Origin of the sequence: Micrococcus sp. M4NT, assembly GCF_033790745.1 — a bacterium.
Classification (GTDB): domain Bacteria; phylum Actinomycetota; class Actinomycetes; order Actinomycetales; family Micrococcaceae; genus Micrococcus.
In genome coordinates this window covers 1-22,039 of the sequence record NZ_JAMYEH010000002.1, presented here as the reverse complement: position 1 = coordinate 22,039, position 22,039 = coordinate 1, and the positions used below count along the sequence as shown (strand labels likewise).

The following is a 22,039-nucleotide window of genomic DNA, read 5'->3' as shown; positions in this document are numbered from 1 at the left end:
CCGCCCGGGCCGCTCAGGCGGAGCCGGGGGCTGCCGGCGCCGTCAGCCCCAGGTGCTCCCACGCTCCAGCCAGCGCGACGCGGCCACGCGGCGTGCGGGCCACCATCCCCTCGCGGATGAGGAAGGGCTCGGCCACCGTCTCCACGGTCTCCATCTCCTCGCCCACCGCGGTGGCCAGGGTGGACAGGCCCACCGGCCCCCCGCCGAACGTGGTGCACAGCGCGGTGAGCACCGCGCGGTCGAGGCGGTCCAGCCCGCGGGCGTCCACCTCGTACATGGTGAGGGCGGCCGAGGCGGCCTCGGCGTCCACGGACTCCAGGCCCTTCACGAGCGCCCAGTCCCGCACGCGGCGCAGCAGCCGGTTGGCGATGCGCGGGGTGCCGCGCGAGCGGGAGGCGATCTGCCGGTAGCCGTCCGTGTCCACGCGCATGTCCAGCAGCAGGGCGGAGCGGCGCAGCACGCGCTCCAGCTCCTCCTCCGCGTAGAACTCGAGGTGGCCGGTGAAGCCGAACCGGTCCCGCAGGGGGCTGGGCAGCAGGCCCGCGCGGGTGGTGGCGCCCACGAGCGTGAAGGGCGGCAGCTCGAGCGGGATCGAGGTGGCGCCGGCGCCCTTGCCCACCACGATGTCCACGCGGAAGTCCTCCATGGCCATGTAGAGCATCTCCTCGGCCGGCCGGGACATCCGGTGGATCTCGTCGAGGAAGAGCACCTCCCCCTCGGTGAGCGAGGAGAGGATGGCCGCGAGGTCGCCGGCGTGCTGGATGGCCGGGCCGGAGGACAGGCGCAGCGGGGCGTTCATCTCCGCCGCCACGATCATGGCCAGCGTGGTCTTGCCGAGGCCGGGCGGGCCGGAGAGGAGCACGTGGTCCGCCGCGCGGTCTCGCAGCCGGGCCGAGGCCAGCATGAGGTCCAGCTGCTCGCGCACGCGCATCTGCCCCACGAACTCGTCGAGGTGCTTCGGCCGCAGCGCCGCCTCGAGCCGGCGCTCCTCCGCGTCCGCCTCGGGGGCGGTCATGGGCCGCTCGGCCATGCTCACCGGCCCCCGCGTGCGGCGCCGGCGGTGCCGACGTCGCGCAGGGTGGCGCGCAGCAGCGCGGCGACGTCGCGGGAGTCCTCGAGCTCCGGCCGGGCGGCGACGGTGGCGGCCACGGCCTTTTCGGCCTCCTTCTCGGACCAGCCCAGGCCCGCCATGGCCGCGACGACGTCGGCGTGCCACGCGGTCGCGGCGGCCTCCTCGGCGGCGGGGGCGTCCTCCTCCGGGACCTGCTCCCCCGTGGGGGCCAGCCGACCGGAGAGCTCCACGATGATCTTGCGCGCCATCTTCGGGCCGATGCCCGGCACGCGCGTGAGGGCCTTCTCGTCCTCCTCTGTGACGGCGCGACGCACGGCCTCCGGGTGGTGCACCGCGAGGATGGCCAGGGCCAGGCGCGGGCCCACCCCGTTGGCGCCGATCAGCACCTCGAACACCTCGCGCTCATGGCGGTCGGCGAAGCCGTAGAGGGTCAGCGCGTCCTCCTTGACCACGAGGTGCGTCTGGACGTGGCCGGGGCGGCCCTCGTGCAGGGTGGCGAGGGTCTGCGGGGTGGAGTGGAAGAGCACGCCCACGCCGCCGGTCGCGATGACGGCGCGATCCAGCGCCACGTGCTCCACGGTGCCGCTCAGGGACGCGATCATGCTGGGCCTTCCGACGTCGAGGGGGACGCATTCGAACATATCATCGAACGTCCCGCGATCCCGGCATCCGCCCGGCCCCCGGCGAGGGCGCGGGGTCAGCGGCGCCTGCCGCCCGTCGAGCGCTCCGCGGCGAGCCACGCCCGCTGCGCCGCCGTCATCTCCCCGGCCCGCGTCGGCAGGGGGACCCGGGCCGCGGAGCGCGATCGTCCCGCCCGCGAGGCCATGTCGGCCGTGTCCATGCCGGTCTGCCCGGCCGCGTGGCCGAGGGCGGTGCCGCGCCAGCCGTGGGCGATGGCCAGCGCGAGGGCGTCGGCGGCGTCGGCCGGCCGCGGCGGGGCGTCGAGCCGGAGGATGCGGGTGACCATCGTGGTGACCTGCTCCTTGCCCGCGTCGCCGTGGCCGGTCACCGCCGCCTTCACCTCCGAGGGGGTGTGCAGCCCCACCGGGATCCCGGCGCGCGCCGCCGCCGCGATCGCCACGCCGGCCGCCTGGGCCGTGCCGAGCACGGTGGGCGTGTTGTTGTTGGCGAACATGCGCTCCACGGCGGCGCGGTCGGGCCGGTGGCACGCCATGATGCGGGTCACGGCCTCGTCGATCCGCAGCAGCCGCTGGTCGAGGGAGGTCCCGGGCGGGGTGCCCACGACCTCCACGTGCACGAGCGCGGCCCGACGACGGGCGTCCACGTCCACGACGGCGATCCCGCAGCGGGTGAGCCCGGGGTCCACCCCCAGGATGCGGACGACCTCGGCGGGCCGCGTCACGGCGGTGCTGCTCAGTCCTCGTCCAGCTGGGCGAGGATCTCGGGGGCGATGTCCACGTTCGAGTAGACGTTCTGCACGTCGTCGAGCTCCTCGAGCGCGTCCACGAGCCGCAGGAAGGTGCCGGCGCCCTTGGCGTCCTCCAGCTGCACCTTCATGGTGGGGATGAACTCGACCTCGTCGGTCTCGTACTCGACCGAGGCGGCGTCGAGCGCCTCGGCCACCGCGCGCAGGTCAGAGGGATCGGAGACGATCTCGAAGTCCTCCCCGGCCTCCACGACCTCCTCGGCGTCCGCGCCGCCCTCGAGGATCGCCTCGAGGAGCGAGTCCTCGGTGTTGCCCTCGGCCGGCAGGCGCACGACGCCCTTGCGCGTGAAGAGGAAGGAGACGGAGCCGGAGTCGGCCATCGTGCCGCCATTGCGGGTCACGGCCACGCGCACCTCAGAGGCGGCGCGGTTCTTGTTGTCCGTGAGGCACTCCACGAGCAGGGCGGAGCCCTGGGGGCCGCGCACCTCGTACATGATCTCGACGTAGTCGATGACCTCGCCGGTCAGGCCCGCGCCGCGCTTGATGGCGCGGTCGATGTTGTCGTTGGGGACCGAGTTCTTCTTGGCCTTGCTGACGGCCAGGTCCAGAGCCGGGTTGCCGGACATGTCCGCGCCGCCGGCGCGGGCGGCGACCTCGATGCCCTTGATGTACTTGGCGAAGGCCTTGGCGCGACGCTGGTCGATCACGGCCTTCTTGTGCTTGGTGGTGGCCCACTTGGAATGTCCGGACATGCACGCCTCCTGGCTTCGACTGCTGGCTCGACGGCCCAGTCTAGCCAGCGGGCCCGCACCCGCCGACGTCGGCCGCCGTCGTAGGGTGCCCGTATGACCTCCCTCACCGACACCCTCCCCGAGGGCCATCCCCTGCTGAGCCCCTCGGCCCTCCCCCACGAGCTGCCCGACTTCGCCGCGTGCTCCGACGCCGACCTCGCCGCCGGCATCCGCCAGGGCATGGCGGAGCAGCGCGCCGAGGTGGAGGCGATCCTCTCCTCCCCCGATGCCCCGACCTTCGAGAACACCGTGCGGGCGCTTGAGCTCTCCGAGGACCTGCTGCGCCGCGTCGCCGCCGTGTTCTTCACGCTCGTCGGCGCGGACGGCACGGACGCCCGGCAGGCCCTGGCCCAGGAGCTCTCCCCCGAGCTCGCCGCCCACGAGGACGCCCTGCTGCTGGATCCGCGGCTGGCCGAGCGGGTCGCCGCGATCGACGCCGGCTCCCTCACGGGCGAGGACGCCCGCCTGCTCGAGGTGCTCCGCCAGCGGCTCGACGTCGCCGGCGCCCACCTCGACGGCGCGGAGCGGGAGGAGCTGCAGCGCATCAACGGCGAGCTCGCCTCCACGTCCTCCGCCTTCACGCGCCGCCTCGTCGCGGAGACCGCCGCCCGTGCCGTGCTCGTCACGGACCGCGAGCGCCTCGCGGGCCTCGGCCAGGACGACGTCGACGCCGCCGCGGCCGCCGCGGTGGAGGCCGGGCACCGCGCGGCGGACGCCCCCGCGGGCGAGGGCCCGTGGCTGCTGACCCTCTCCCTGTTCACCTCCCAGCCCTGGCTGGCGGACCTCGAGGACGAGGCGCTGCGCCGGGAGGTGTTCGAGGCCTCTGTGGGCCGCGGCGCATCGGGGGAGAACGAGACCCTGACGCTGGCGATGGAGATCGTGCGGCTGCGGCTGCGCAAGGCCCGCCTGCTGGGCGCCTCGTGCTGGGCGGAGCAGGCCCTCAAGGACCGCTCGGCGCCGTCCGTGGCTGCGGTGGAGGAGCTGCTCTCCGCCATGGCTCCGCGGGCCATGGCCAACGCCCGCCGGGACGCCGCCGTCGTCGCGGGCACGGGTGACGGCGCGGCCGAGGTGGCCCCGTGGAACTGGCCGCACCTGTCCGCGCGGCACGCGCGGGAGGCGTTCGCAGTGGACACCGCGGCCCTGCGCCCGTACTTCGAGCTGGACCGCGTGCTCACGCAGGGCGTGTTCGCCGCGGCGGGGGCGCTGTACGGGCTCACGTTCACCGAGCGCCCGGAGCTGGCGCGGCACCTGTACCGCCCCGGCATGCGGGTCTGGGAGGTCGCCCGCGAGGGCGGCGAGTCCGTCGGCCTGTTCGTGGGCGACTTCTTCGCCCGGGCCACGAAGTCGGGCGGCGCGTGGATGCACACGGTGCGGGACAAGTCCGAGGCCCTCGGCGAGAAGCCGGTGGTGTTCACCACCATGAATGTGCCCGCCCCGGCGGAGGGCCGCCCGGCGCTGCTGACCCTGGACGAGACCACCACCCTGTTCCACGAGTTCGGCCACGCCCTGCACGGCCTGCTGGCTGAGGGCGAGTACCCCTCGCTGACCGGCACGGCCGTGCCGCGGGACGTCGTGGAGTTCCCGAGCCAGGTGAACGAGATGTGGATCCGCGAGCCGCAGATCCTGGCCGCGTACGCGCGCCACGAGGAGACCGGCGAGGAGCTGCCCGCCGGCACCCTGGAGAAGCTCGAGGCCGCGGACCTGTGGGGCGAGGGCTACCGCACGGTGGAGTACCTGGGCGCCACGCTGATCGACTGGGCGTGGCACACCCTCACGGAGGAGACCGTGGACGCGGCCACCGCGGATCCGGCGGCGTTCGAGCGCAGGGTCCTCACGGAGGCGGGCATCGACCCGGACCTCGTGCCCCCGCGCTACGGCACCGGCTACTTCAAGCACATCTTCGGCTCGGGCTACGCGGCGGGATACTACTCGTACGTGTGGGCCGAGGTGCTGGACGCGGACACCGTGGAGTGGTTCCGGGAGAACGGCGGCCTCACGCGGGAGAACGGCGATCGCTTCGCAGCGGAGCTGCTCGCGCGCGGCAACACGCGGGACCTGCTCGAGTCCTACCGCGCCTTCCGCGGGCGGGACGCGGAGCTGGAACCGCTGCTGCGGCGCCGGGGGCTCACCGAGGACTGAGCGCGACCCCGTGACCGGGGACGAGCAGTCATGAGGATGGCCGGAACCGACCCGGTTCCGGCCCGGTCTCCGGCCATCTTCAGGACACCTCCGCCGTGACACGAACGCAGGTGGAGGGTGTCGCCTCGCGGGCCGGTCTCACCGGTAGGGCGCACACTCCCGGACATCGGCACGGCTCCTCCATCCTGGACGCGGCACCAGCCCGCCGTCGGGCAGCGACCACCCGCGGGACACGACAGTCGATCCGTCACGCAGTGTCAGCGTGGTCTCCGACCGCCCGGGCGCCTCCCTGATCCGCACCCGGCCGTCGACGACGGCGTCGATCACCTGCCGTGCGAAGTCCAGGTCGTCGTCGTCCACGCCGATCTCGAAGCGTGCACACCCGTCCACGGAGATCGTCAGTCCCATCACAGCGGCCCCCCCGGCTCGGCGAGGTCACCGCATACCTGCATCTCCGCCGCGTCCCTCCGGTGGGGCACAAGGTCCAGCACGATCATGTCCGCGCCGGCGAGTTCAGCGAGTGAGATCCGCGCCGACCCACGACACACCTCCCGAGCGTGGCCGTACAGCTCCTCCATCCCCCCTCGTGACACCTCGAGCGGGGCCTCGACTCGCTCCCGGCGCCTCCATCACGACGTCATGCGCGGCGGGTGCCGGGCCGGCTCGCGCCGAGCACCGCGCGCAGCCAGCCGCGCACGGTGGTGTCCCACTTCTTGGGGTCCACGTTCTGCTCGCGCGTGTGGCGGGCGCGCTGGAACCGCACGAACCGCACGAGCTCGGGGTTGCGCTCGGCCAGGTCCATGGACGGGCCCACGGGCACGTACTCGTCGTCCTCGGAGTGCAGGATCAAGGTGGGCACCCGCACCTGCTCGGCGCGGGTCACCCAGTCCATCGCCTTCAGGTCCACGGGGGCCGCGAGGCCGGTGACGAACCGGCCGGCCCGGTTGGAGAGCAGCCACTGGCCCAGCAGGCCGATCGCCTCCGGGATGCGGTTGAGCTTGGCCTGGTGCTCGAGCACGTCCATCCAGTCGACCACCGGGCCGGTGAGCACCACGGCCCGCACATGAGGGGCCAGCGCGGAGCGGTCCACACACTGCAGCGCCACCGCCCCGCCCATCGACCAGCCGAACAGCACGACGTCCTCGGCCCCCTGCTCCATCGCGTAACGGATGGCGGCCTCCACGTCCTCCCACTCCGTGGTGCCGAGCCCGTAGCGCGCGTCCGGGGCGTCGGGGGCGTCGCCGTCGTTGCGGTAGGAGATCAGCAGGGATGTCATGCCGAGTCGCTGCGCCGTGGGCACCGCGCGGATGCCCTCGTTGCGGCGGGCGCCCCGGCCGTGCACCATCACGGCCCACAGCCCCTCGCCGGACCGGGCGTCCTGATCCGCCTCCGGGTCCACACGCCAGGCCGGGGCGCAGCCGTTCGGCACGGGGACGAGCACCTCGGCGGCCTCGAGTCCGGCGTCGGCCGGGGTGGGGTACACGAACGCGGTGAAGCGCCCCTTCACGGCGGCCCGCAGCTCGCCGGCGTAGACCTCCTCCACGACGCGCTGCACCGTGCCGTCGCGCGGGTCGAACGAGGTGATGGCACCGATCCGCGCGCAGCCGGCGCCGCCGTCGAAGGTCAGCGAGTAGGCGCCGGGGACGGTGGTGTACTCGTCGGCCGGCAGGATGACCTCGGGCCCGTCCTCCCCGTCCACGACGGCCAGGATCGCCGTCGACTCCGCGTGCTGGCGGACGGGCGTCACCACCGTGCGGGCGAAGACGCCCGCGAGCGCGGAGCTGGCCCCGGCCACGACGAACGCCCCGGAGAGGGCCACGCTGCCCACCACCGGGGACCAGCGCGCCATGGGCGCGGCGATCGCCACCGAGCCGCGCACGGCGCCCTTCACCCCTCGGCGCACCAGGCGCTGCGCGAGGGGCACGGCTCCGCGAGCGCGGGACCGGTGGCGGCGGGGGCGACGGCGGCAGGAGGAGGCCATGAGTGCATTCTCGACCACGCACGCGCGGGCGTGCCAATCCGCACCGACCGCGCCGATCCGGCCGGCCCGGCGGGGAACAGGGCGAGCGGCGCGGGCGTTGTGCGGACCATGAGCACCCACGAGACCGCATCCCCGGACACCCCTCCGCACGCCGCCCCCCACGCCGCCCCGCCCGCGACGCCGCACACCGCGGCCCTCACCGAGGAGGAGTGGGCGCGCCGCCTCACCCCGGAGGAGTTCCAGGTCCTGCGCCGCGCCGGCACGGAGCGCCCCTACACGGGCGAGTACTGGGACTCCCACGTGCAGGGCGTGTACGCGTGCCGCGCGTGCGGGGCGGAGCTGTTCCGCTCGGACGAGAAGTTCGACTCCCACTGCGGCTGGCCCTCCTTCTTCGCACCCCTGGCCGAGGACCGCGTGGAGTACATCAAGGACGAGACCCTCGGCATGCAGCGGATCGAGGTGCGCTGCGCCGGGTGCGGCTCCCACATGGGCCACGTGTTCCAGGGCGAGGGCTACGGCACGCCCACGGACCTGCGCTACTGCATCAACTCGATCTCGCTGCGCCTCAGCCCGTCCGACGTGCCCTCCGCCGACGCGTCCGACACGCCGGGCGACGCGGCGTGAGCGCCCCGGGGGCGCCGACGTCGCCCGCCGACCTGCGCGCCTTCGCCTCCGACAACTACGCGGGCGTCCATCCGGACGTGTGGGCCGCCATGCTGGACGCGGACGCGGGCCACGCGCGGGCCTACGGCGAGGACCCCGTGACGGCGGCGCTGCAGGAGCGCGTCCGCGCGACCTTCGGCGAGCGGGCCTTCGCGCTGCCGGTGTTCAACGGCACGGGCGCGAACGTCGTCGCACTGCGGGCCCTGACGCCCCCGTGGGGAGCGGTGGTGTGCGCTAGCCACGCGCACATCGCCACGGACGAGGGCGGCGCCCCCGTGCAGGTCGGCGGGCTCTCCCTGCTCCCGGTCCCCACGGGCGACGACGGCAAGCTCACCCCCGCGCTCCTCACGCCCGTGCTGGGCTCCTTCGGATTCGTCCACGCGGTGCAGCCGGCCGTGGTGGAGATCGCCCAGGCCACCGAGGTCGGCACCGTGTACTCGGCGCAGGAGGTGCGGGCGCTCGCCGACGCCGCCCACGCCGCCGGGCTGAGCGTCTACATGGACGGCGCCCGCCTGTGCAACGCGGCCGCCGCCCTGGGTGTGCCCCTGCGGGAGTTCACCACCGACGCCGGCGTGGACGCGGTCTCCTTCGGCGGCACGAAGAACGGTGCGCTGGGCGCGGAGGCCGTGGTCGTGCTGAACCCGGATGCCGTGGCCACCGCGGCCATGATCACCGACCGCGACGTGCCGGGCCGCGAGCGCGACGCGGACTCCGCGGCGCAGATGTCCCTGGGGTACCTGCGCAAGTCCTCGATGCAGCTGGCCTCGAAGCAGCGCTACCTCTCCGCGCAGCTGCTGGCCCTGCTCACCGACGACCTCGGCGTGCGCCTGGCGGACCACGCCAACGCCATGGCCCGCCTGCTGGCCGAGCGCGTGTCCGCGCTCGAGGGGGTGGAGCTCTCCCGTCAGCCCGAGGCCAACGCGGTGTTCGCCGTCCTGGACCCGGCCGCCGCCGACGCGGTGCGCGCCCGTTACCCGTTCTACGACTGGAACCCCGCCACCGGCGAAGTGCGCTGGATGACCTCGTGGGACACCTCCCGCGAGGACGTCGCCGGGTTCACTGACGCGCTCGGCCAGGCCCTGGCGGCCCGGCGCTGAGGACCGCCGACGGCGCGCCCTGCGCCGCGACGCGCACCGGCCCGCCTACGCTGTCGGGCATGACCGTCACCGGGGCGCCCCACGCCGCGCGCGCCGAGGTGCCCGCGGAGTTCCGCCGGGCGCTCGCGGAACTGCGCGACGCCCGGCCCCGCACCCCCGTGCGCCTGCGCGAGATCCCGGCCCCGCCCGGTCTCGCCCCGCACGCCGTGGCCCTGGCCGCGGACGTGTGCGAGGACGTCGCCGCGGAGAACCCGGCCGGCCCCGTGCTGGCCACGGGCCGCTTCGTGCTCCTGCACGATCCGGCCGGCTCGCCGCAGTGGCGGGGCCGGTTCCGCGCGGTCACGTACATCCGGGCGAGCCTGGAGCCCGACGTCGCCACGGACCACCTCGCCGGCGCCGTCGCCTGGACCTGGCTCGTGGAGGCCCTGGAGACCCGGCACGCCGAGCACACCGAGGCCGGAGGCGTGGCCACGCGCCAGCTCGCGGAGAGCTTCGGCACCCTGGCCGGCGAGCCGGACGTGACGGACATCGAGCTGCGCGCCTCCTGGACCCCGAGCGGGCGGGATCTCGGGGCGCATCTGGAGGCGTGGTCGGACATGATCTGCGCCTTCGCCGGCCTGCCGCCCGAGTCCGCCGCTCTCCCCCACCCCACCCACTGACGACCCACCAGCAGGAGCACTCCATGACCCAGGCCGCGTCCGCACCGGGACAGCCGTCCCCCGACGAGGCCGCCGGGGAGGCCCCCGCGCCCCGGCTCATCACCGAGCCCGAGGACGGGACCCCGCATGTGACCGACACCCCCGCCGGGCTCGAGGCCTGCGCCCGCGCCATCGCGGCGGGCACCGGACCGGTGGCCGTGGACGCCGAGCGCGCCTCCGGCATCCGCTACGGCCAGCGCGCGATGCTCGTGCAGCTCAAGCGCGCGGGCGCGGGCATCTGGCTCGTGGACCCGGAGGCCTTCGACGGCCTGGAGCCGCTGGCCGAGGCCCTGAGCGGGGTCGAGTGGGTCCTCCACGCGGCCAGCCAGGACCTGCCCTGCCTGGCCGAGCAGGGGCTGCGCCCGGACGCCCTGTTCGACACGGAGCTGGCCGCCCGCCTGGCCGGGCTGCCCCGCGTGGGCCTGGCCGCCGTCCTGGAGGCGATGCTCGGGGTCACCCTGGCCAAGGAGCACTCGGCGGCGGACTGGTCCACCCGGCCGCTGCCCGAGGGCTGGCTGGCCTACGCGGCCCTCGACGTCGAGCTGCTCGTGCCGCTGAGGGACGCGCTCGCCGCGCTGCTGGAGGAGCAGGGCAAGACGGAGTGGGCGCGCCAGGAGTTCGAGGCCGCCCGGCTGGCGCCCCCGCCCGCCCCGCGCACGGACCCGTGGCGCCGCACTTCCGGCTCGCACAGCCTGCGCCGACCCGCACAGCTGGCCGTGCTGCGCCGCCTGTGGGAGGCCCGCGAGGAGCTGGCCCGACACCGGGACGTCGCCCCCGGCCGACTCATCCCCGACCGCTCGCTGGTGGCCGCCGCCACCGCGCAGCCCCGCACGGTCCCCGCGCTGCGGGACACCTCCGGCTTCCATGGCCGCTCCGCGTCCCGGGAGGCGCCCCGCTGGATCGCCGCGATCCGCGCCGGGCTCGAGGACGCCGCCGACGGCGCAGCCCCGCCCCTGCACGTGCGCGGCGGGGACGCCCCGCCGCCGCCGCGGGCGTGGCGCGATCGCGACCCGCTCGCCGACCGGAGGCTCAAGACCGCGAAGGCGCGCGTGGCCCGCCGCGCGGAGCAGCTCGACATGCCCACCGAGAACCTGCTCACCCCGGACACGCTGCGCCGGATCTGCTGGGAGCCGCCCACGCCGCTCACCCCCGAGTCCGTGGAGGACGCCCTCCGCGAGCGCGGGGCGCGGCCGTGGCAGGTGGAGAACGTGGCCGCGGTCCTGACCGTGGCCCTGCTGGATCCGGACCCCGTGGAGGACTGAGCGGCGTTCCTGGGACGGCGCGTCACGGTTAGAGTGAGAGCCATGACACAACGCCCCGCTCCCCTGGACGCCTTCGGCCACCTGCCCGGAATCACCCCGGACGAGGTCGTCACCCACATCGAGGTCACCGACCACGCGCTGCCCGGCGGCGTGGGCACCCTCGCCCTCCTCACCCTGGACAACGGCCAGGGCCCGAAGCGGCCGGCGACGCTGGGCCCGGCCTCGTTGCTGGGGCTCGCCCGCGCCCTGGACGCCCAGGCCGCGCGGGCCGAGGCCGGCGAGATCCAGGCCCTGGCGGTCACCGGCACGGAGGGCACCTTCGCCGCCGGCGCCGACCTCTCGCTGATCGCGGGCATCGAGGACGCCGGGGACCCGCAGGCGGGCATCGGCCGCGACCTGGCCCGGCTCGGCCACGCCGCCTACGACCGGCTCGACGCGTTCCCCGCCCGGACCTTCGCCTTCGTCAACGGGACGGCGCTCGGCGGCGGGCTCGAGCTCGCCCTCGCGGCCGAGCACCGCGTGGTGGCCGCGGGCGCCAAGGGCTTCGGACTGCCCGAGGTCCGGCTGGGCCTCGTGCCCGGCTGGTCCGGCGTGTGGCGCGTGCCGCACCTGATCGGCCCCGAGGCCGCCGTCGGCGTCCTGGTGAAGAACCCGCTGGACAACAACCGGACCCTGGACGCGAAGGCCGCGTACGAGCTGGGGCTCATGGACGCGGTGGCCGAGGGCGACCTGCTGGAGGCCGGCCTGGCGTTCGCCGCGCGCATCCTCACGGGCGAGGGCCAGACCGAGGAGGCGCAGTCCGAGCACCACGGCCGCGACGTCTCCGACGCAGCATGGGAGCGCGCGCTCGCGGCGCTCGAGCAGCTCCAGGCCTCGCGCCCGGGGCGCCACCTCCCGGCGCGCCGCCACATCGAGGGGCTGTTCGTCGGTGCCCGCACGCGCACGCGCGAGGAGTCGGCCGAGCACGAGGCCGAGGCGCTCCAGGAGCTCATCGGCTCCCCCGAGTTCCGCCGCACCGTGTACGCGTTCCTGGACGTCGTCCAGCGCCGTGCGAAGAGGCCGGCGGGCGATCCCGGCGCGGACCAGGCCCGCGAGGTCCGCAAGGTCGGCGTGGTCGGTGCGGGCCTGATGGCCGGTCAGCTGGCCCTGGTGTTCGCGCAGCAGCTCACGGTGCCCGTCGTGATGACGGACATGGACGCCGAGCGCGTGGACCGCGGCCTGGCCGGCGTGCGCGGGCAGATCGAGAAGCAGGTGGCCAAGGGCCGGATGAGCGCGGAGCAGGGCGAAGCGCTCGCCGGGCTCATCACCGCGGACACGGACAAGTCCGTCTACGCGGACGCCGACGTCGTGATCGAGGCCGTGTTCGAGGAGCTCGAGGTCAAGCGCGCGGTGTTCCGCGAGCTGGAGGGCATCGTGCGCCCGGACGCGATCCTGGCGACCAACACCTCCAGCCTGTCCGTGGCCGCGATGGCCGAGGTGCTCCAGAACCCGGAGCGCCTCGTGGGCTTCCACTTCTTCAACCCCGTGGCCCAGATGCCGCTCATCGAGATCGTCCGCGTGGCCGAGACCTCGGACGAGGCCGTGGCCACCGCGTTCGAGCTGGCCCGCCGCCTCCGCAAGACCGGCGTGCTCGTCAACGACGCGGCGGCCTTCGTGGTCAACCGCGTGCTGCTGCGCATGATGGGCGAGGTGCAGAACTCCTTCGACGAGGGCACCGACGCGCACACCGCCGACCACGCCCTGGACGAGCTGGCCCTGCCGATGACCCCGTTCACGCTCCTCGCGATGGTGGGCATCCCGGTGGCGCAGCACGTCTCGGAGTCCTTGAACACGGCGTTCGGGGCCGATCGTTTCCCGGTGTCCGCGAACCTCCAGCGCCTCATCGACGCCGGCAAGACGGCGATCTGGGCCAAGGACGTGCGCGGCGGCGCCGAGAGCGAGGAGGCCGTCGGCGCGACGGGCGAGGAGATCCCGGCCGCGACCGCCGCGCTGCTCGAGCAGGGCGACGCCCCGCAGACGGCCGAGGAGCTGCTGCACCGCGTGGAGGACGCCCTGGCCGAGGAGATCGGCCTGCTGCTGGAGGAGAAGGTGGTGGCCGCCCCCGAGGACGTGGACCTGTGCATGATCCTGGGCGCCGGCTGGCCGCTGCACCTGGGCGGCATCACGGGGTACCTCGACGACTCCGGCGCGTCCGAGCGGGTCAACGGGACGCGCTTCCACGGCTGAGGCCGGCATCCCGGCGCCGGCGGCCCCGTCACCGCGGAAGGGTGGCGGGGCCGCCGGCGTACCGCTCCCACGGCAGCGGCGGCACGAGGGCGCGCACGTTCGGCGTCGGATGGGCGCTGGCCGGGTGGCAGGTCATGTCCCTGGCGGCGCTGGTGCCCGCCCCGCCTCACGCCACCGGCAGTCCGGCGAACGTCACCAGCTGCGCGCCCAGCCCGGCGAGCGCCTCGTCCCTGCCGGCCACCGGCGCGGACGCCGTCCCGCCACCCCAGTCCGAGGCCGTCACGGCGCCCTCGCTCACGTGATGCGCGCCGATCACCACGCCCTCGCTCACCACGTCCACCCGCACGCCGCCCTCGGCCCCCGCACCGGCATCGCCGCCGGCCGGCCGCAGCGTCGCCTCCGGCATGCGCACCGGCCCCTGCAGCGGGGATGCCTCCTCGAGCCGCACGAACGTGAGCGCCGCCTCGGCCGCGGGTCCCATCAGCAGGTGCTCCGCGTAGGAGGGCACGACGTCCTCCCCCAGCCCCGCGCGCTCGCGCTCGATCCGCACGCGCTGCTCCGTGGCCGAGTCCTCATAGGACGTCCAAACCCACGTCGCCCCGTCGTCGGTGAAGGCCACCTGGCTCTGCGCGAAGAACCGCTCCGGCAGGTCCGGGGTCGCCGCGCGCTGCACCGCGGTGGGGGCGAAGCCCATGCGGGAGGTGAGCACGCCCTCGGCGAGCCGCCGGAACAGGAAGCCCACGTGCTCCCCGCGCAGGGTCACGGCCTCCCAGCGCTCGAACGGGGTCAGGTCGAAGGCGGGGCGGGCGGTCTCGGCCACGGCGGGTCTCCTGGTCTCGGTCGGTCTCGCCGCGCTCTCATGCACGACGACGGCGGGTCGGCTCACGATCCTCTCACCCTCCCCCGCGCACCGCACGCGGGGAGGCGCCCGGTCCGCCGAGTGGAACAATGGGGGTATGACCACGCAGGACACCCGCTCTTCCCAGCCCGCCCCCGCCGCCGAGACCGGCTGCTGCGGCCACTGCGCCCCCCAGGACGCCCAGCCCGGCACCACCCGCCGCACCGTGCTCGGCCGCGGCGCCGCCGTCGCCGCCGTGGGTGCCAGCTCCCTCGTCCTCTCCGGCTGCACGGATGAGATCCGCGCGGAGGACACGGCGCAGGACCACTACGTCGGCGCCGCCAGGACGCCCGCCCTCGCCGTCTCGGAGCTGCCCGTGGGCGCCACGACGTCCGTGGAGGTGGAGGGCCGCACGCTGCTGATGCACCGCGTGGACGAGTCCACGGTGACCGCGTACTCGAACGTGTGCACGCACCAGGGCTGCCTGCTCCAGGTGGTGGACCGCCCCGAGGGGACGGCCTACGCGTGCCCGTGCCACGGCTCCCACTTCGACGTGGAGACCGGCAAGCCCTTCGGCGGCCCCGCGCGCCAGCCCCTCATGGACTACGAGGCCGCCATCGACGGCGACCAGGTGGTCGTCAAGCTCTGAGCCCGCGCACGCCCGGAACCGAGCGGCGCGGCGAGTCCTGGGCGATCAGACGTCGTCGCCGCGCTCCCGCCCGGGGCCTGCCGGCGCGGCGAACTCCTCCATGCCGAAGCGCCGGCGCGGCAGCAGTCCCTCCGGGGCGGCGTGACCGGCGTACGGATCGGGCCGGCCCCGCCGGCTGGGCGCGGGCGTGCGGCTGCCCCGCGACGGCGGCAGCGCCGCGACCTCGCGCCGGTTGGGGTCCCATCCGGGCTGCTCACGCCGCCGCGCCGGGTAGTAGCGGTGCCGCCACCAGAACCAGATGAGCGCCCCGAGCACCGGCAGGATCAGCATGGCCACGGCCCACGGCAGGCGGGCCCGGGGGTCGAGGGGGCCGCGCGCGAGCGAGACGAGCCCGCCCACCCAGATCGCCCCCGCGGTCAGGGACACGCTCCACCCCAGGGCCATCTCGGCCGGCGAGGGCACGAGGGGCATCAGAACAGCGCCACCTTCTCCGGGCCCGGGAAGAGCGCGTCGAGCTCCGCGAGGTCCTCGGCCGTGGGCTCCCAGTCGGAGGCCTTCGCGTTCTCGGCGACCTGCTCGGGACGGGTGGCCCCCGCGATCACGGACGCCACCGGCCCCTGCGCGGCGAGCCAGCCGATGGCCGCCTGCACCTCGGTGATGCCGCGCTCGCGCGCGAACGCCCCGAACGCGGCCAGCTGCTCCAGGTCCGCCTCGTCCACCATGTGTTGCCGCACGTGGGAGAGCCGTGAGCCCTCGGGCGCCGCACCCTGCGAGTACTTCCCCGTCAGCAGGCCGTTGGCCAGCGGGAAGTAGGGCAGCACGCCCAGGCCGAACTCCGCGGCCGCGGGGACGACCTCCAGCTCGGCGCGGCGGTCCAGGAGGTTGTAGTGGTTCTGCGCTGAGACGAACCGCTCGGTGCCGAGCTCGCGCGCCACGTACTCGGCCTGCGCGATCTGCCAGCCGGTGCGGTTCGAGTGCCCGACGTAGCGGACCTTGCCCGCCCGCACGAGGTCGTCGAGCGCCCGCAGCGTCTCGTCGATCGGCGTGCCGGGATCGGGCGTGTGGAACTGGTACAGGTCGATCCACTCGGTGCCGAGCCGGCGCAGCGACGCCTCCACCGCCCTGACGATGTACGCGCGCGAACCGCGGGCGCCGCCGTCGGGCCCGTTCGCCCCGCCCATCTCCATGCCGAACTTGGTGCCCAGCACCACCTCGTCGCGGCGGGAGCCCAGGGCGCTGCCGAGGCGCTCCTCGGAGAGGCCGGGCTCGGCGCCGTAGATGTCGGCGACGTCGAAGAAGGTGATGCCCGCATCCAGCGCGGCGCCGACGACGGCGTCGGTGCCCGCCTGCTCCATCGTGGCGGTGCCGGGACGGCCCAGGTTGTTGCAGCCCAGCCCGACCACGGAGACGGTGAGGCCGGAGCGGCCCAGTCGCACGGTGCGCATCGCTCAGGCCTCCCGGGTCTCGGCCGCAGCGTCCACGACGTCGGCGTCCGCCTCCGCGTCCGCCTCACCACGGGCCGAGGCGTCCGCCGGGCGCAGGTCCCCGCGGTGCACCTCCACCTTGTTCGGCTGGACGCCGTGCGCGCGCTTGGCGGCGGCCGGGATCTCCGCCTCGGCCTTGGCGGCGTGGGGCGTGCGGACGATGAGCACGAGCCGGCCCTCCTCCTCCGCGACGTCCTCGACGTCGCCGAGACCGCGCCACGCGAGCTGGTGGGTGATCTCCGAGCGCAGGGCGTCCGCGTGCTGAGCCTCGATCGGCGTGCTCGTCCGCCCCCGCAGGCGGTAGGTCACGGACAGCGTGGTCAGGGCGTCGTCGTCGAGCTCGGCGAAGCCCTCCTCGCGGCCCTGCGCCACGAAGGCGGCCAGCAGCTCCTCGCCCTCGGCGTCGTCGGCCACGGGCTGGTCCCCCACCGTGCCGACCGCGCCGACGCGGCCGTGGTGCACGGTGAACTGCCCGGAGCCGGGCTCGCACCACGCCTCGCGGTACTCGAAGCGGCGCGTGCCGTCCTCGGCGGTGACGTCGCGGTACAGGCGGACGATGCTCATGGGGTGCTCCTGGCGTCGGGGGTCAGTGGGTGGGGAGGGCGACGACGGCGGCCGGCGCTCAGCGATCGGACGTGCGCCGCGCGTCCTCGGGGCTGGACGGGGCCACGCCGGGCATGCCGGACTCCGGCACGGCGCCGGACACGGGCCGCGCATACGGCACCTTGGCGCCCAGCACCTGGGCCACGGTGTCCTGCGCGATGCGCTGGGCGGTCAGGCCGACGCGGTCCAGCACCTCGGCGCGCGTGCCGTGGGCGAGGAACTCGACGGGCAGGCCGACCTCGTTCAGGGCGGTGTCCACGCCCGCGGCACGCATCTCCTGGCGGATGCGGGAGCCCACGCCGCCGGCGCGGACGCCGTCCTCGAGGCACACCACGATCCGGTGGCGCGCGGCCAGGCGGATCACGGACCCGGCCACCGGCAGGACCCACCGGGGATCCACGACGGTGGCGGTGATGCCCTGGCGGCTCAGGCGCTGCGCGACGTCGAGCCCGAGCTCGGCCATTGCGCCGACGGCCACGATCAGCACGTCGCGGTCGGCGTCGTCCTCGTGGGCGGCCGGGCCGATCCGGGAGAGCACGTCCGTGCCGTCCTCGAGGCGCTCGAGGGCGCGCACGGGCTCGCCCACCGAGCCCTTCGCGAAGCGCACCACGGTGGGCGCGTCGCTCACCGCCACGGCCTCGCGCAGCTCCTCGCGCAGGGTCTCGGCGTCGCGCGGGGCCGCGATCCGCAGCCCCGGCACGGTCTGCAGCAGGGCGAGGTCCCACATGCCGTGGTGGCTCGGGCCGTCCGGGCCGGTCACGCCGGCGCGGTCCAGCACGAACGTCACCCCGGCGCGGTGCAGGCCCACGTCCATGAGCACCTGGTCGAACGCGCGGTTGAGGAACGTGGCGTACACGGCCACCACGGGGTGCAGGCCGCCGAAGGCCATGCCCGCCGCGGAGGTGACGGCGTGCTGCTCCGCGATGCCGACGTCGAACACGCGGTCTGGGAACTCCAGGGCCATGGGCGCCAGGCCCACCGGGTTCATCATGGCGGCCGTGATGGCCACGACGTCCGGGCGCTCGCGGGCGATGTCCACCAACTCCTCGCCGAACACGTTGGTCCAGGACTGCGCCGTGTCGGAGGTGACGGGCTCGCCCGTGGACGGGTCGATCCGGCCGATCGCGTGGAACTGGTCCGCCTCGTTCGCCACGGCCGGCGCATAGCCGTGGCCCTTCTCGGTCATGGCGTGCACGATCACGGGTCCGCCGTAGGCGCGGGCGTCCTCGAGGGCCTCCTCCATGGCCTCCACGTCGTGCCCGTCGACGGGGCCGATGTACTTCATGCCCAGGTCCTCGAACAGGCCCTGCGGCGCCCAGAGGTCCTTGAGGCCCTTCTTCGCCGCGTGCAGCGGGCGGTAGAGGAGGTGGCCCGCCGTGCCGCCCTCCTGCAGGCGGCGCTTCATGTAGTCCAGGGTCTGCTCGTAGCGCCGGTGCGTGCGGACCTTGTCCAGCACTCCGCGGCGCAGCCCGCCGAGGTGGTCGGCCAGGCCGCCCACGGTGGGGGCGTACGAGCGGCCGTTGTCGTTCACCACGATCACCACGCGCCGGTTGCGATCGCCGGCGATGTTGTTGATCGCCTCCCAGGCCATGCCGCCGGTGAGGGCGCCGTCCCCGATCACCGCGACCACGGTGCGGTCCCGCTGGCCCGTCTGCCACCACGCACGGGCGATCCCGTCGGCCCAGGAGAGGGAGGAGGAGGCGTGCGAGGACTCGACGACGTCGTGCTCGGACTCGGCGCGGTCGCCGTAGCCGGACAGGCCGCCCTGCTGCCGCAGCGTGGTGAAGTCCTGGCGCCCCGTGAGCAGCTTGTGCACGTAGGACTGGTGGCCCGTGTCGAAGATGACCGCGTCCCGCGGGGAGGAGAACACGCGGTGCACGGCGAGCGTCAGCTCCACCACGCCGAGGTTGGGGCCGAGGTGGCCGCCCGTCTGGGAGACGTGGGCGATGAGGAACGCGCGGATCTCCGCCGCCAGCCGCGTCAGCTCCTCCTCGGAGAGGCCCTCGAGGGCCTCCGGAGACGTGATCTGGGGCAGCAGGGGTGCACCGGTGTCCTGGGGGCGGCTGGCGCGGGACGGCTCGTTCATAGTCCGTCCAGGGTACTCCGCTCCCCGCGCGCGGGCGCGGAGGCCGAGGACGACGCCGGCCCGCCGCCTCCGCGTGGGAGGCGGCGGGCCGGCGTCGGGCGGCCCCGCGAACGGGGCCCGTGCGCGGATCAGGCCTCGGCGACCATCTGGCGCAGCACGTACTGCAGGATGCCGCCGTTGCGGTAGTAGTCGGCCTCACCGGGGGTGTCGATGCGCAGGACCGCGTCGAACTCGGTGACCTTGCCGTCATCGCCGGTGGCGGTGACCTTCAGGGTCTTCGGCGTGTGGCCCTCGTTGAGCTCCGTCACCCCGGCGATGTCGAAGGTCTCGGTGCCGGAGAGGCCCAGGGAGTCCGCGGACTCGCCGGACGGGAACTGCAGCGGGAGCACGCCCATGCCGATGAGGTTCGAGCGGTGGATGCGCTCGAAGGACTCCGCGATGACGGCCTTCACGCCCAGGAGCGCGGTGCCCTTCGCGGCCCAGTCACGGGACGAGCCGGAGCCGTACTCCTTGCCGCCCAGCACCACCAGCGGGGTGCCCGCGGCGGCGTAGTTCTGCGCCGCGTCGTACACGTAGGCCTGCGGGGCGCCGTCCTGGGAGAAGTCGCGGGTGAAGCCGCCCTCGATGCCGTCCAGGAGCTGGTTCTTGATGCGGATGTTCGCGAAGGTGCCGCGGATCATCACCTCGTGGTTGCCGCGGCGCGAGCCGTAGGAGTTGAAGTCCTTGCGCTCCACGCCGTTCTCCAGCAGGTAGCGGCCCGCCGGGGTGTCCGACTTGAACGAGCCCGCCGGGGAGATGTGGTCGGTGGTGACCGAGTCGCCCAGCTTCAGCAGCACGCGGGCACCGGCGATGTCCTCCACCGGCTCCGGCTGCGCCTGCATGCCCTCGAAGTACGGGGGCTTGCGGACGTAGGTGGAGTCCGCGTCCCAGGCGAACGTGTCGCCGGTGGGGGTCTCGAGGGACTGCCAGCGCTCGTCGCCGTCGAAGATGGTGCCGTACTGGTTCGTGAACATCTCGGTGTCGATCGACTCGTCGATGATCTTCTGGACCTCGGTGGGGTCCGGCCAGATGTCCTTCAGGAACACGTCGTTGCCGTCCGCGTCCTGGCCCAGGGCCTCGTTCTCGAAGTCGAAGTCCATGGTGCCGGCCAGCGCGTAGGCCACCACGAGCGGCGGGGACGCGAGGTAGTTCATCTTCACGTCCGGGTTGATGCGGCCCTCGAAGTTGCGGTTGCCGGAGAGCACCGCGGTCACGGAGAGGTCGTTCTCCTGGATCGCCTCGGAGATCTCCTGCTCGAGCGGGCCCGAGTTGCCGATGCAGGTGGTGCAGCCGTAGCCGACCACGTTGAAGCCGAGGCCGTTGAGGGACTCGCGCAGGCCCGACTTCTCGTAGTAGTCGGTCACGACGCGGGAGCCCGGGGCCACGGAGGTCTTCACCCACGGCTTGGAGGTCAGGCCCTTGGCCAGCGCGTTGCGGGCCAGCACGCCCGCGGCCATCATCACGGAGGGGTTCGAGGTGTTGGTGCATGAGGTGATCGAGGCGATCGACACGGCGCCGTGGTCCAGCTGGAACCGGCGGCCGTCCTCCATGGACACGTCCACGAGCTTGGAGGGACGGCCCTCGCCGGCCTCGTCGTCCGTGGCGTAGTTGTGCAGGTCCTTGCGGAACGTCTCCTTGGAGTCGGAGAGGACGATGCGGTCCTGCGGGCGCTTGGGGCCGGAGATCGAGGGGACCACCGTGGAGAGGTCCAGCTCGAGGTACTCCGAGTAGGCGACCTCGGTGGAGGGGTCGTGCCACATCCCCTGCTCCTTGGTGTAGGCCTCCACGAGGGCGACCTGCTCCTCGGAGCGGCCGGTGAGGCGCAGGTACTCGAGCGTCACGTCGTCGATCGGGAAGATCGCGGCCGTGGAGCCGAACTCCGGGGACATGTTGCCGATGGTGGCGCGGTTGGCCAGCGGCACGGAGCCGACGCCCTCGCCGTAGAACTCCACGAACTTGCCCACCACGCCGTGCTGGCGCAGCATCTCGGTGATCGTCAGCACCACGTCGGTGGCGGTGGCGCCGGCCGGGATGGAGCCGGTCAGCTTGAAGCCCACGACGCGCGGGATGAGCATGGAGACCGGCTGGCCGAGCATCGCGGCCTCGGCCTCGATGCCGCCCACGCCCCAGCCCAGCACGCCCAGGCCGTTGACCATGGTGGTGTGCGAGTCGGTGCCGACGCAGGAGTCGGGGTAGGCGCGCAGCGCGCCGTCGACCTCGCGGGTCATGACGGTGCGGGCCAGGTGCTCGATGTTGACCTGGTGGACGATCCCCATGCCCGGGGGGACGACCTTGAAGTCGTCGAACGCGGTCTGGCCCCAGCGCAGGAACTTGTAGCGCTCGCCGTTGCGCTCGTACTCGATCTCCATGTTGCGCTCGACCGCCTGGTCGTTGCCGAACACGTCGATCTGCACCGAGTGGTCGATGACCAGCTCGGCCGGGGAGAGCGGGTTCACGCGGGCGGGATCGCCGCCGAGGTCCTTGATGGCCTCGCGCATGGTGGCCAGGTCCACGACGCAGGGCACGCCGGTGAAGTCCTGCATGATGACGCGGGCGGGGGTGAACTGGATCTCGGTGTCCGGCTGCGCGGAGGGATCCCACGAGGCCAGGGCCCTGATCTGCTCGGCGGTGACGTTGGCACCGTCCTCGGTGCGCAGCAGGTTCTCCAGCAGCACCTTGAGGGAGTAGGGCAGCTTCTCAGCGCCCTCCACCGCGTTGAGGCGGAAGATCTCGTACTCGGCGCCGGCGACGTCGAGGACGCCCTTCGACCCGAAGCTGTCAACAGTGGTCACGGGAGGACTCCTATTCCCGCCCGGGTTCGTCCCGGGCACTCGTCCAGTGGGGGTCGGCGCCGGGTCCTCGTCCGTGACGGTCCTCACAGGGCCGTCACCTGAATCACAGGCGCCGCACTGCCGCCCAGCCTACCGCGTGCCCGCCCCGCCCCGGGGCTCTCTTCCCCTGTGTGGCGACACACTGCGGCCGCGGACGTGACGGGGGCGTGCGACGACGGCGTCCGTCGTCGCA

20 protein-coding genes are annotated in these 22,039 nt (G+C 74.2%); 7 read left to right on the top strand and 13 right to left on the bottom strand.

What is annotated here, in order from left to right; all coding sequences use genetic code 11:
• Positions 1-13: 13 nt before the first annotated feature.
• The 4 genes from ruvB to NJC10_RS01590 all read right to left on the bottom strand — a co-directional run bounded on the left by ruvB (position 14) and on the right by NJC10_RS01590 (position 3,211).
• Complete coding sequence (gene ruvB, locus NJC10_RS01605) at positions 14-1,015, bottom strand: Holliday junction branch migration DNA helicase RuvB (protein WP_404465332.1); 1,002 nt, start codon at positions 1,013-1,015, stop codon at positions 14-16.
• Between the two features lie 17 nt (positions 1,016-1,032).
• On the bottom strand, positions 1,033-1,674 hold the full coding sequence (gene ruvA / locus NJC10_RS01600) for a Holliday junction branch migration protein RuvA (protein ID WP_248115626.1): 642 nt from the start codon (positions 1,672-1,674) through the stop codon (positions 1,033-1,035).
• A gap of 95 nt (positions 1,675-1,769) precedes the next feature.
• Positions 1,770-2,435, bottom strand: coding sequence for a crossover junction endodeoxyribonuclease RuvC (ruvC, locus tag NJC10_RS01595; protein ID WP_248115627.1), 666 nt, complete (start codon positions 2,433-2,435; stop codon positions 1,770-1,772).
• An 11-nt stretch (positions 2,436-2,446) separates the two neighbouring features.
• On the bottom strand, positions 2,447-3,211 hold the full coding sequence (locus tag NJC10_RS01590; protein WP_248115628.1) for a YebC/PmpR family DNA-binding transcriptional regulator: 765 nt from the start codon (positions 3,209-3,211) through the stop codon (positions 2,447-2,449).
• 93 nt (positions 3,212-3,304) lie between these two features.
• On the opposite strand from NJC10_RS01590, the gene NJC10_RS01585 reads away from it, so the two are divergent.
• On the top strand, positions 3,305-5,389 hold the full coding sequence (locus NJC10_RS01585; RefSeq protein WP_319074205.1) for a M3 family metallopeptidase: 2,085 nt from the start codon (positions 3,305-3,307) through the stop codon (positions 5,387-5,389).
• Positions 5,390-5,527: 138 nt separating this feature from the next.
• Here the strand turns inward: NJC10_RS01585 and NJC10_RS01580 are convergent, their stop codons facing one another.
• From NJC10_RS01580 to NJC10_RS01570, 3 genes are read right to left on the bottom strand one after another with little or no spacing between them, the layout of a single operon-like run.
• Positions 5,528-5,797 carry a hypothetical protein gene (locus NJC10_RS01580; RefSeq protein ID WP_248115630.1) on the bottom strand — a complete coding sequence of 90 codons (270 nt, stop codon included), beginning with the start codon at positions 5,795-5,797 and terminating at the stop codon, positions 5,528-5,530.
• Positions 5,797-5,967, bottom strand: coding sequence for a hypothetical protein (locus NJC10_RS01575; RefSeq protein ID WP_319074204.1), 171 nt, complete (start codon positions 5,965-5,967; stop codon positions 5,797-5,799). The genes NJC10_RS01580 and NJC10_RS01575 overlap by 1 nt, the downstream gene beginning before the upstream one ends.
• A gap of 59 nt (positions 5,968-6,026) precedes the next feature.
• Positions 6,027-7,370 (bottom strand): alpha/beta hydrolase family protein, encoded by a 1,344-nt coding sequence (locus NJC10_RS01570; RefSeq protein WP_319074201.1) that lies wholly within the window; start codon positions 7,368-7,370, stop codon positions 6,027-6,029.
• A gap of 108 nt (positions 7,371-7,478) precedes the next feature.
• Between NJC10_RS01570 and msrB the strand changes: the two genes are divergently transcribed.
• From msrB to NJC10_RS01545, 5 genes are read left to right on the top strand one after another with little or no spacing between them, the layout of a single operon-like run.
• Positions 7,479-7,994, top strand: coding sequence for a peptide-methionine (R)-S-oxide reductase MsrB (msrB, locus tag NJC10_RS01565; RefSeq protein ID WP_319074198.1), 516 nt, complete (start codon positions 7,479-7,481; stop codon positions 7,992-7,994).
• Positions 7,991-9,130 carry a threonine aldolase family protein gene (locus NJC10_RS01560; protein ID WP_298711165.1) on the top strand — a complete coding sequence of 380 codons (1,140 nt, stop codon included), beginning with the start codon at positions 7,991-7,993 and terminating at the stop codon, positions 9,128-9,130. The genes msrB and NJC10_RS01560 overlap by 4 nt, the downstream gene beginning before the upstream one ends.
• A 59-nt stretch (positions 9,131-9,189) precedes the next feature.
• Positions 9,190-9,789 carry a DUF3000 domain-containing protein gene (locus NJC10_RS01555; protein ID WP_319074197.1) on the top strand — a complete coding sequence of 200 codons (600 nt, stop codon included), beginning with the start codon at positions 9,190-9,192 and terminating at the stop codon, positions 9,787-9,789.
• A 23-nt stretch (positions 9,790-9,812) separates the two neighbouring features.
• On the top strand, positions 9,813-11,090 hold the full coding sequence (locus NJC10_RS01550) for a ribonuclease D (protein WP_319074196.1): 1,278 nt from the start codon (positions 9,813-9,815) through the stop codon (positions 11,088-11,090).
• 42 nt (positions 11,091-11,132) lie between these two features.
• Positions 11,133-13,316: a 3-hydroxyacyl-CoA dehydrogenase NAD-binding domain-containing protein gene (locus tag NJC10_RS01545; RefSeq protein WP_319074195.1), complete on the top strand. Its 2,184-nt coding sequence runs from the start codon at positions 11,133-11,135 to the stop codon at positions 13,314-13,316.
• A 166-nt stretch (positions 13,317-13,482) separates the two neighbouring features.
• On the opposite strand, the gene NJC10_RS01540 is transcribed toward NJC10_RS01545, so the two are convergent.
• Entirely contained in the window at positions 13,483-14,136 is a 654-nt protein-coding gene (locus tag NJC10_RS01540; protein WP_319074193.1) for a hypothetical protein, read from the bottom strand.
• A 136-nt stretch (positions 14,137-14,272) separates the two neighbouring features.
• Here NJC10_RS01540 and NJC10_RS01535 point away from each other — a divergent pair, with 136 nt between their 5' ends.
• On the top strand, positions 14,273-14,803 hold the full coding sequence (locus NJC10_RS01535) for a Rieske (2Fe-2S) protein (protein WP_319074191.1): 531 nt from the start codon (positions 14,273-14,275) through the stop codon (positions 14,801-14,803).
• A 45-nt stretch (positions 14,804-14,848) separates the two neighbouring features.
• On the opposite strand, the gene NJC10_RS01530 is transcribed toward NJC10_RS01535, so the two are convergent.
• From NJC10_RS01530 to acnA, 5 genes are all read right to left on the bottom strand, one after another.
• Positions 14,849-15,274 carry a PLD nuclease N-terminal domain-containing protein gene (locus NJC10_RS01530; RefSeq protein ID WP_319074189.1) on the bottom strand — a complete coding sequence of 142 codons (426 nt, stop codon included), beginning with the start codon at positions 15,272-15,274 and terminating at the stop codon, positions 14,849-14,851.
• A complete protein-coding gene (locus NJC10_RS01525) occupies positions 15,274-16,248 on the bottom strand; it encodes an aldo/keto reductase (RefSeq protein ID WP_319074187.1) in 975 nt (324 codons plus the stop codon). Before NJC10_RS01525 ends, NJC10_RS01530 begins: the two co-directional genes overlap by 1 nt.
• A 3-nt stretch (positions 16,249-16,251) precedes the next feature.
• Positions 16,252-16,851 carry a hypothetical protein gene (locus tag NJC10_RS01520; protein WP_319074186.1) on the bottom strand — a complete coding sequence of 200 codons (600 nt, stop codon included), beginning with the start codon at positions 16,849-16,851 and terminating at the stop codon, positions 16,252-16,254.
• Between the two features lie 58 nt (positions 16,852-16,909).
• Complete coding sequence (gene dxs, locus NJC10_RS01515; RefSeq protein WP_319074185.1) at positions 16,910-18,976, bottom strand: 1-deoxy-D-xylulose-5-phosphate synthase; 2,067 nt, start codon at positions 18,974-18,976, stop codon at positions 16,910-16,912.
• A 128-nt stretch (positions 18,977-19,104) separates the two neighbouring features.
• On the bottom strand, positions 19,105-21,807 hold the full coding sequence (gene acnA / locus NJC10_RS01510) for an aconitate hydratase AcnA (protein WP_319074184.1): 2,703 nt from the start codon (positions 21,805-21,807) through the stop codon (positions 19,105-19,107).
• Positions 21,808-22,039: the final 232 nt, after the last annotated feature.

Bases quoted from the DNA above. Each gene is read 5' to 3' on its own strand.
- ruvB (WP_404465332.1), bottom strand. From the start codon at position 1,015: ATGACCGCCCCCGAGGCGGACGCGGAGGAGCGCCGGCTCGAGGCGGCG.
- ruvA (WP_248115626.1), bottom strand. From the start codon at position 1,674: ATGATCGCGTCCCTGAGCGGCACCGTGGAGCACGTGGCGCTGGATCGC.
- NJC10_RS01590 (WP_248115628.1), bottom strand. From the start codon at position 3,211: ATGTCCGGACATTCCAAGTGGGCCACCACCAAGCACAAGAAGGCCGTG.
- NJC10_RS01585 (WP_319074205.1), top strand. From the start codon at position 3,305: ATGACCTCCCTCACCGACACCCTCCCCGAGGGCCATCCCCTGCTGAGC.
- NJC10_RS01580 (WP_248115630.1), bottom strand. From the start codon at position 5,797: ATGGGACTGACGATCTCCGTGGACGGGTGTGCACGCTTCGAGATCGGC.
- NJC10_RS01575 (WP_319074204.1), bottom strand. From the start codon at position 5,967: ATGGAGGAGCTGTACGGCCACGCTCGGGAGGTGTGTCGTGGGTCGGCG.
- NJC10_RS01570 (WP_319074201.1), bottom strand. From the start codon at position 7,370: ATGGCCTCCTCCTGCCGCCGTCGCCCCCGCCGCCACCGGTCCCGCGCT.
- msrB (WP_319074198.1), top strand. From the start codon at position 7,479: ATGAGCACCCACGAGACCGCATCCCCGGACACCCCTCCGCACGCCGCC.
- NJC10_RS01555 (WP_319074197.1), top strand. From the start codon at position 9,190: ATGACCGTCACCGGGGCGCCCCACGCCGCGCGCGCCGAGGTGCCCGCG.
- NJC10_RS01550 (WP_319074196.1), top strand. From the start codon at position 9,813: ATGACCCAGGCCGCGTCCGCACCGGGACAGCCGTCCCCCGACGAGGCC.
- NJC10_RS01545 (WP_319074195.1), top strand. From the start codon at position 11,133: ATGACACAACGCCCCGCTCCCCTGGACGCCTTCGGCCACCTGCCCGGA.
- NJC10_RS01535 (WP_319074191.1), top strand. From the start codon at position 14,273: ATGACCACGCAGGACACCCGCTCTTCCCAGCCCGCCCCCGCCGCCGAG.
- NJC10_RS01530 (WP_319074189.1), bottom strand. From the start codon at position 15,274: ATGCCCCTCGTGCCCTCGCCGGCCGAGATGGCCCTGGGGTGGAGCGTG.
- NJC10_RS01525 (WP_319074187.1), bottom strand. From the start codon at position 16,248: ATGCGCACCGTGCGACTGGGCCGCTCCGGCCTCACCGTCTCCGTGGTC.
- NJC10_RS01520 (WP_319074186.1), bottom strand. From the start codon at position 16,851: ATGAGCATCGTCCGCCTGTACCGCGACGTCACCGCCGAGGACGGCACG.
- dxs (WP_319074185.1), bottom strand. From the start codon at position 18,976: ATGAACGAGCCGTCCCGCGCCAGCCGCCCCCAGGACACCGGTGCACCC.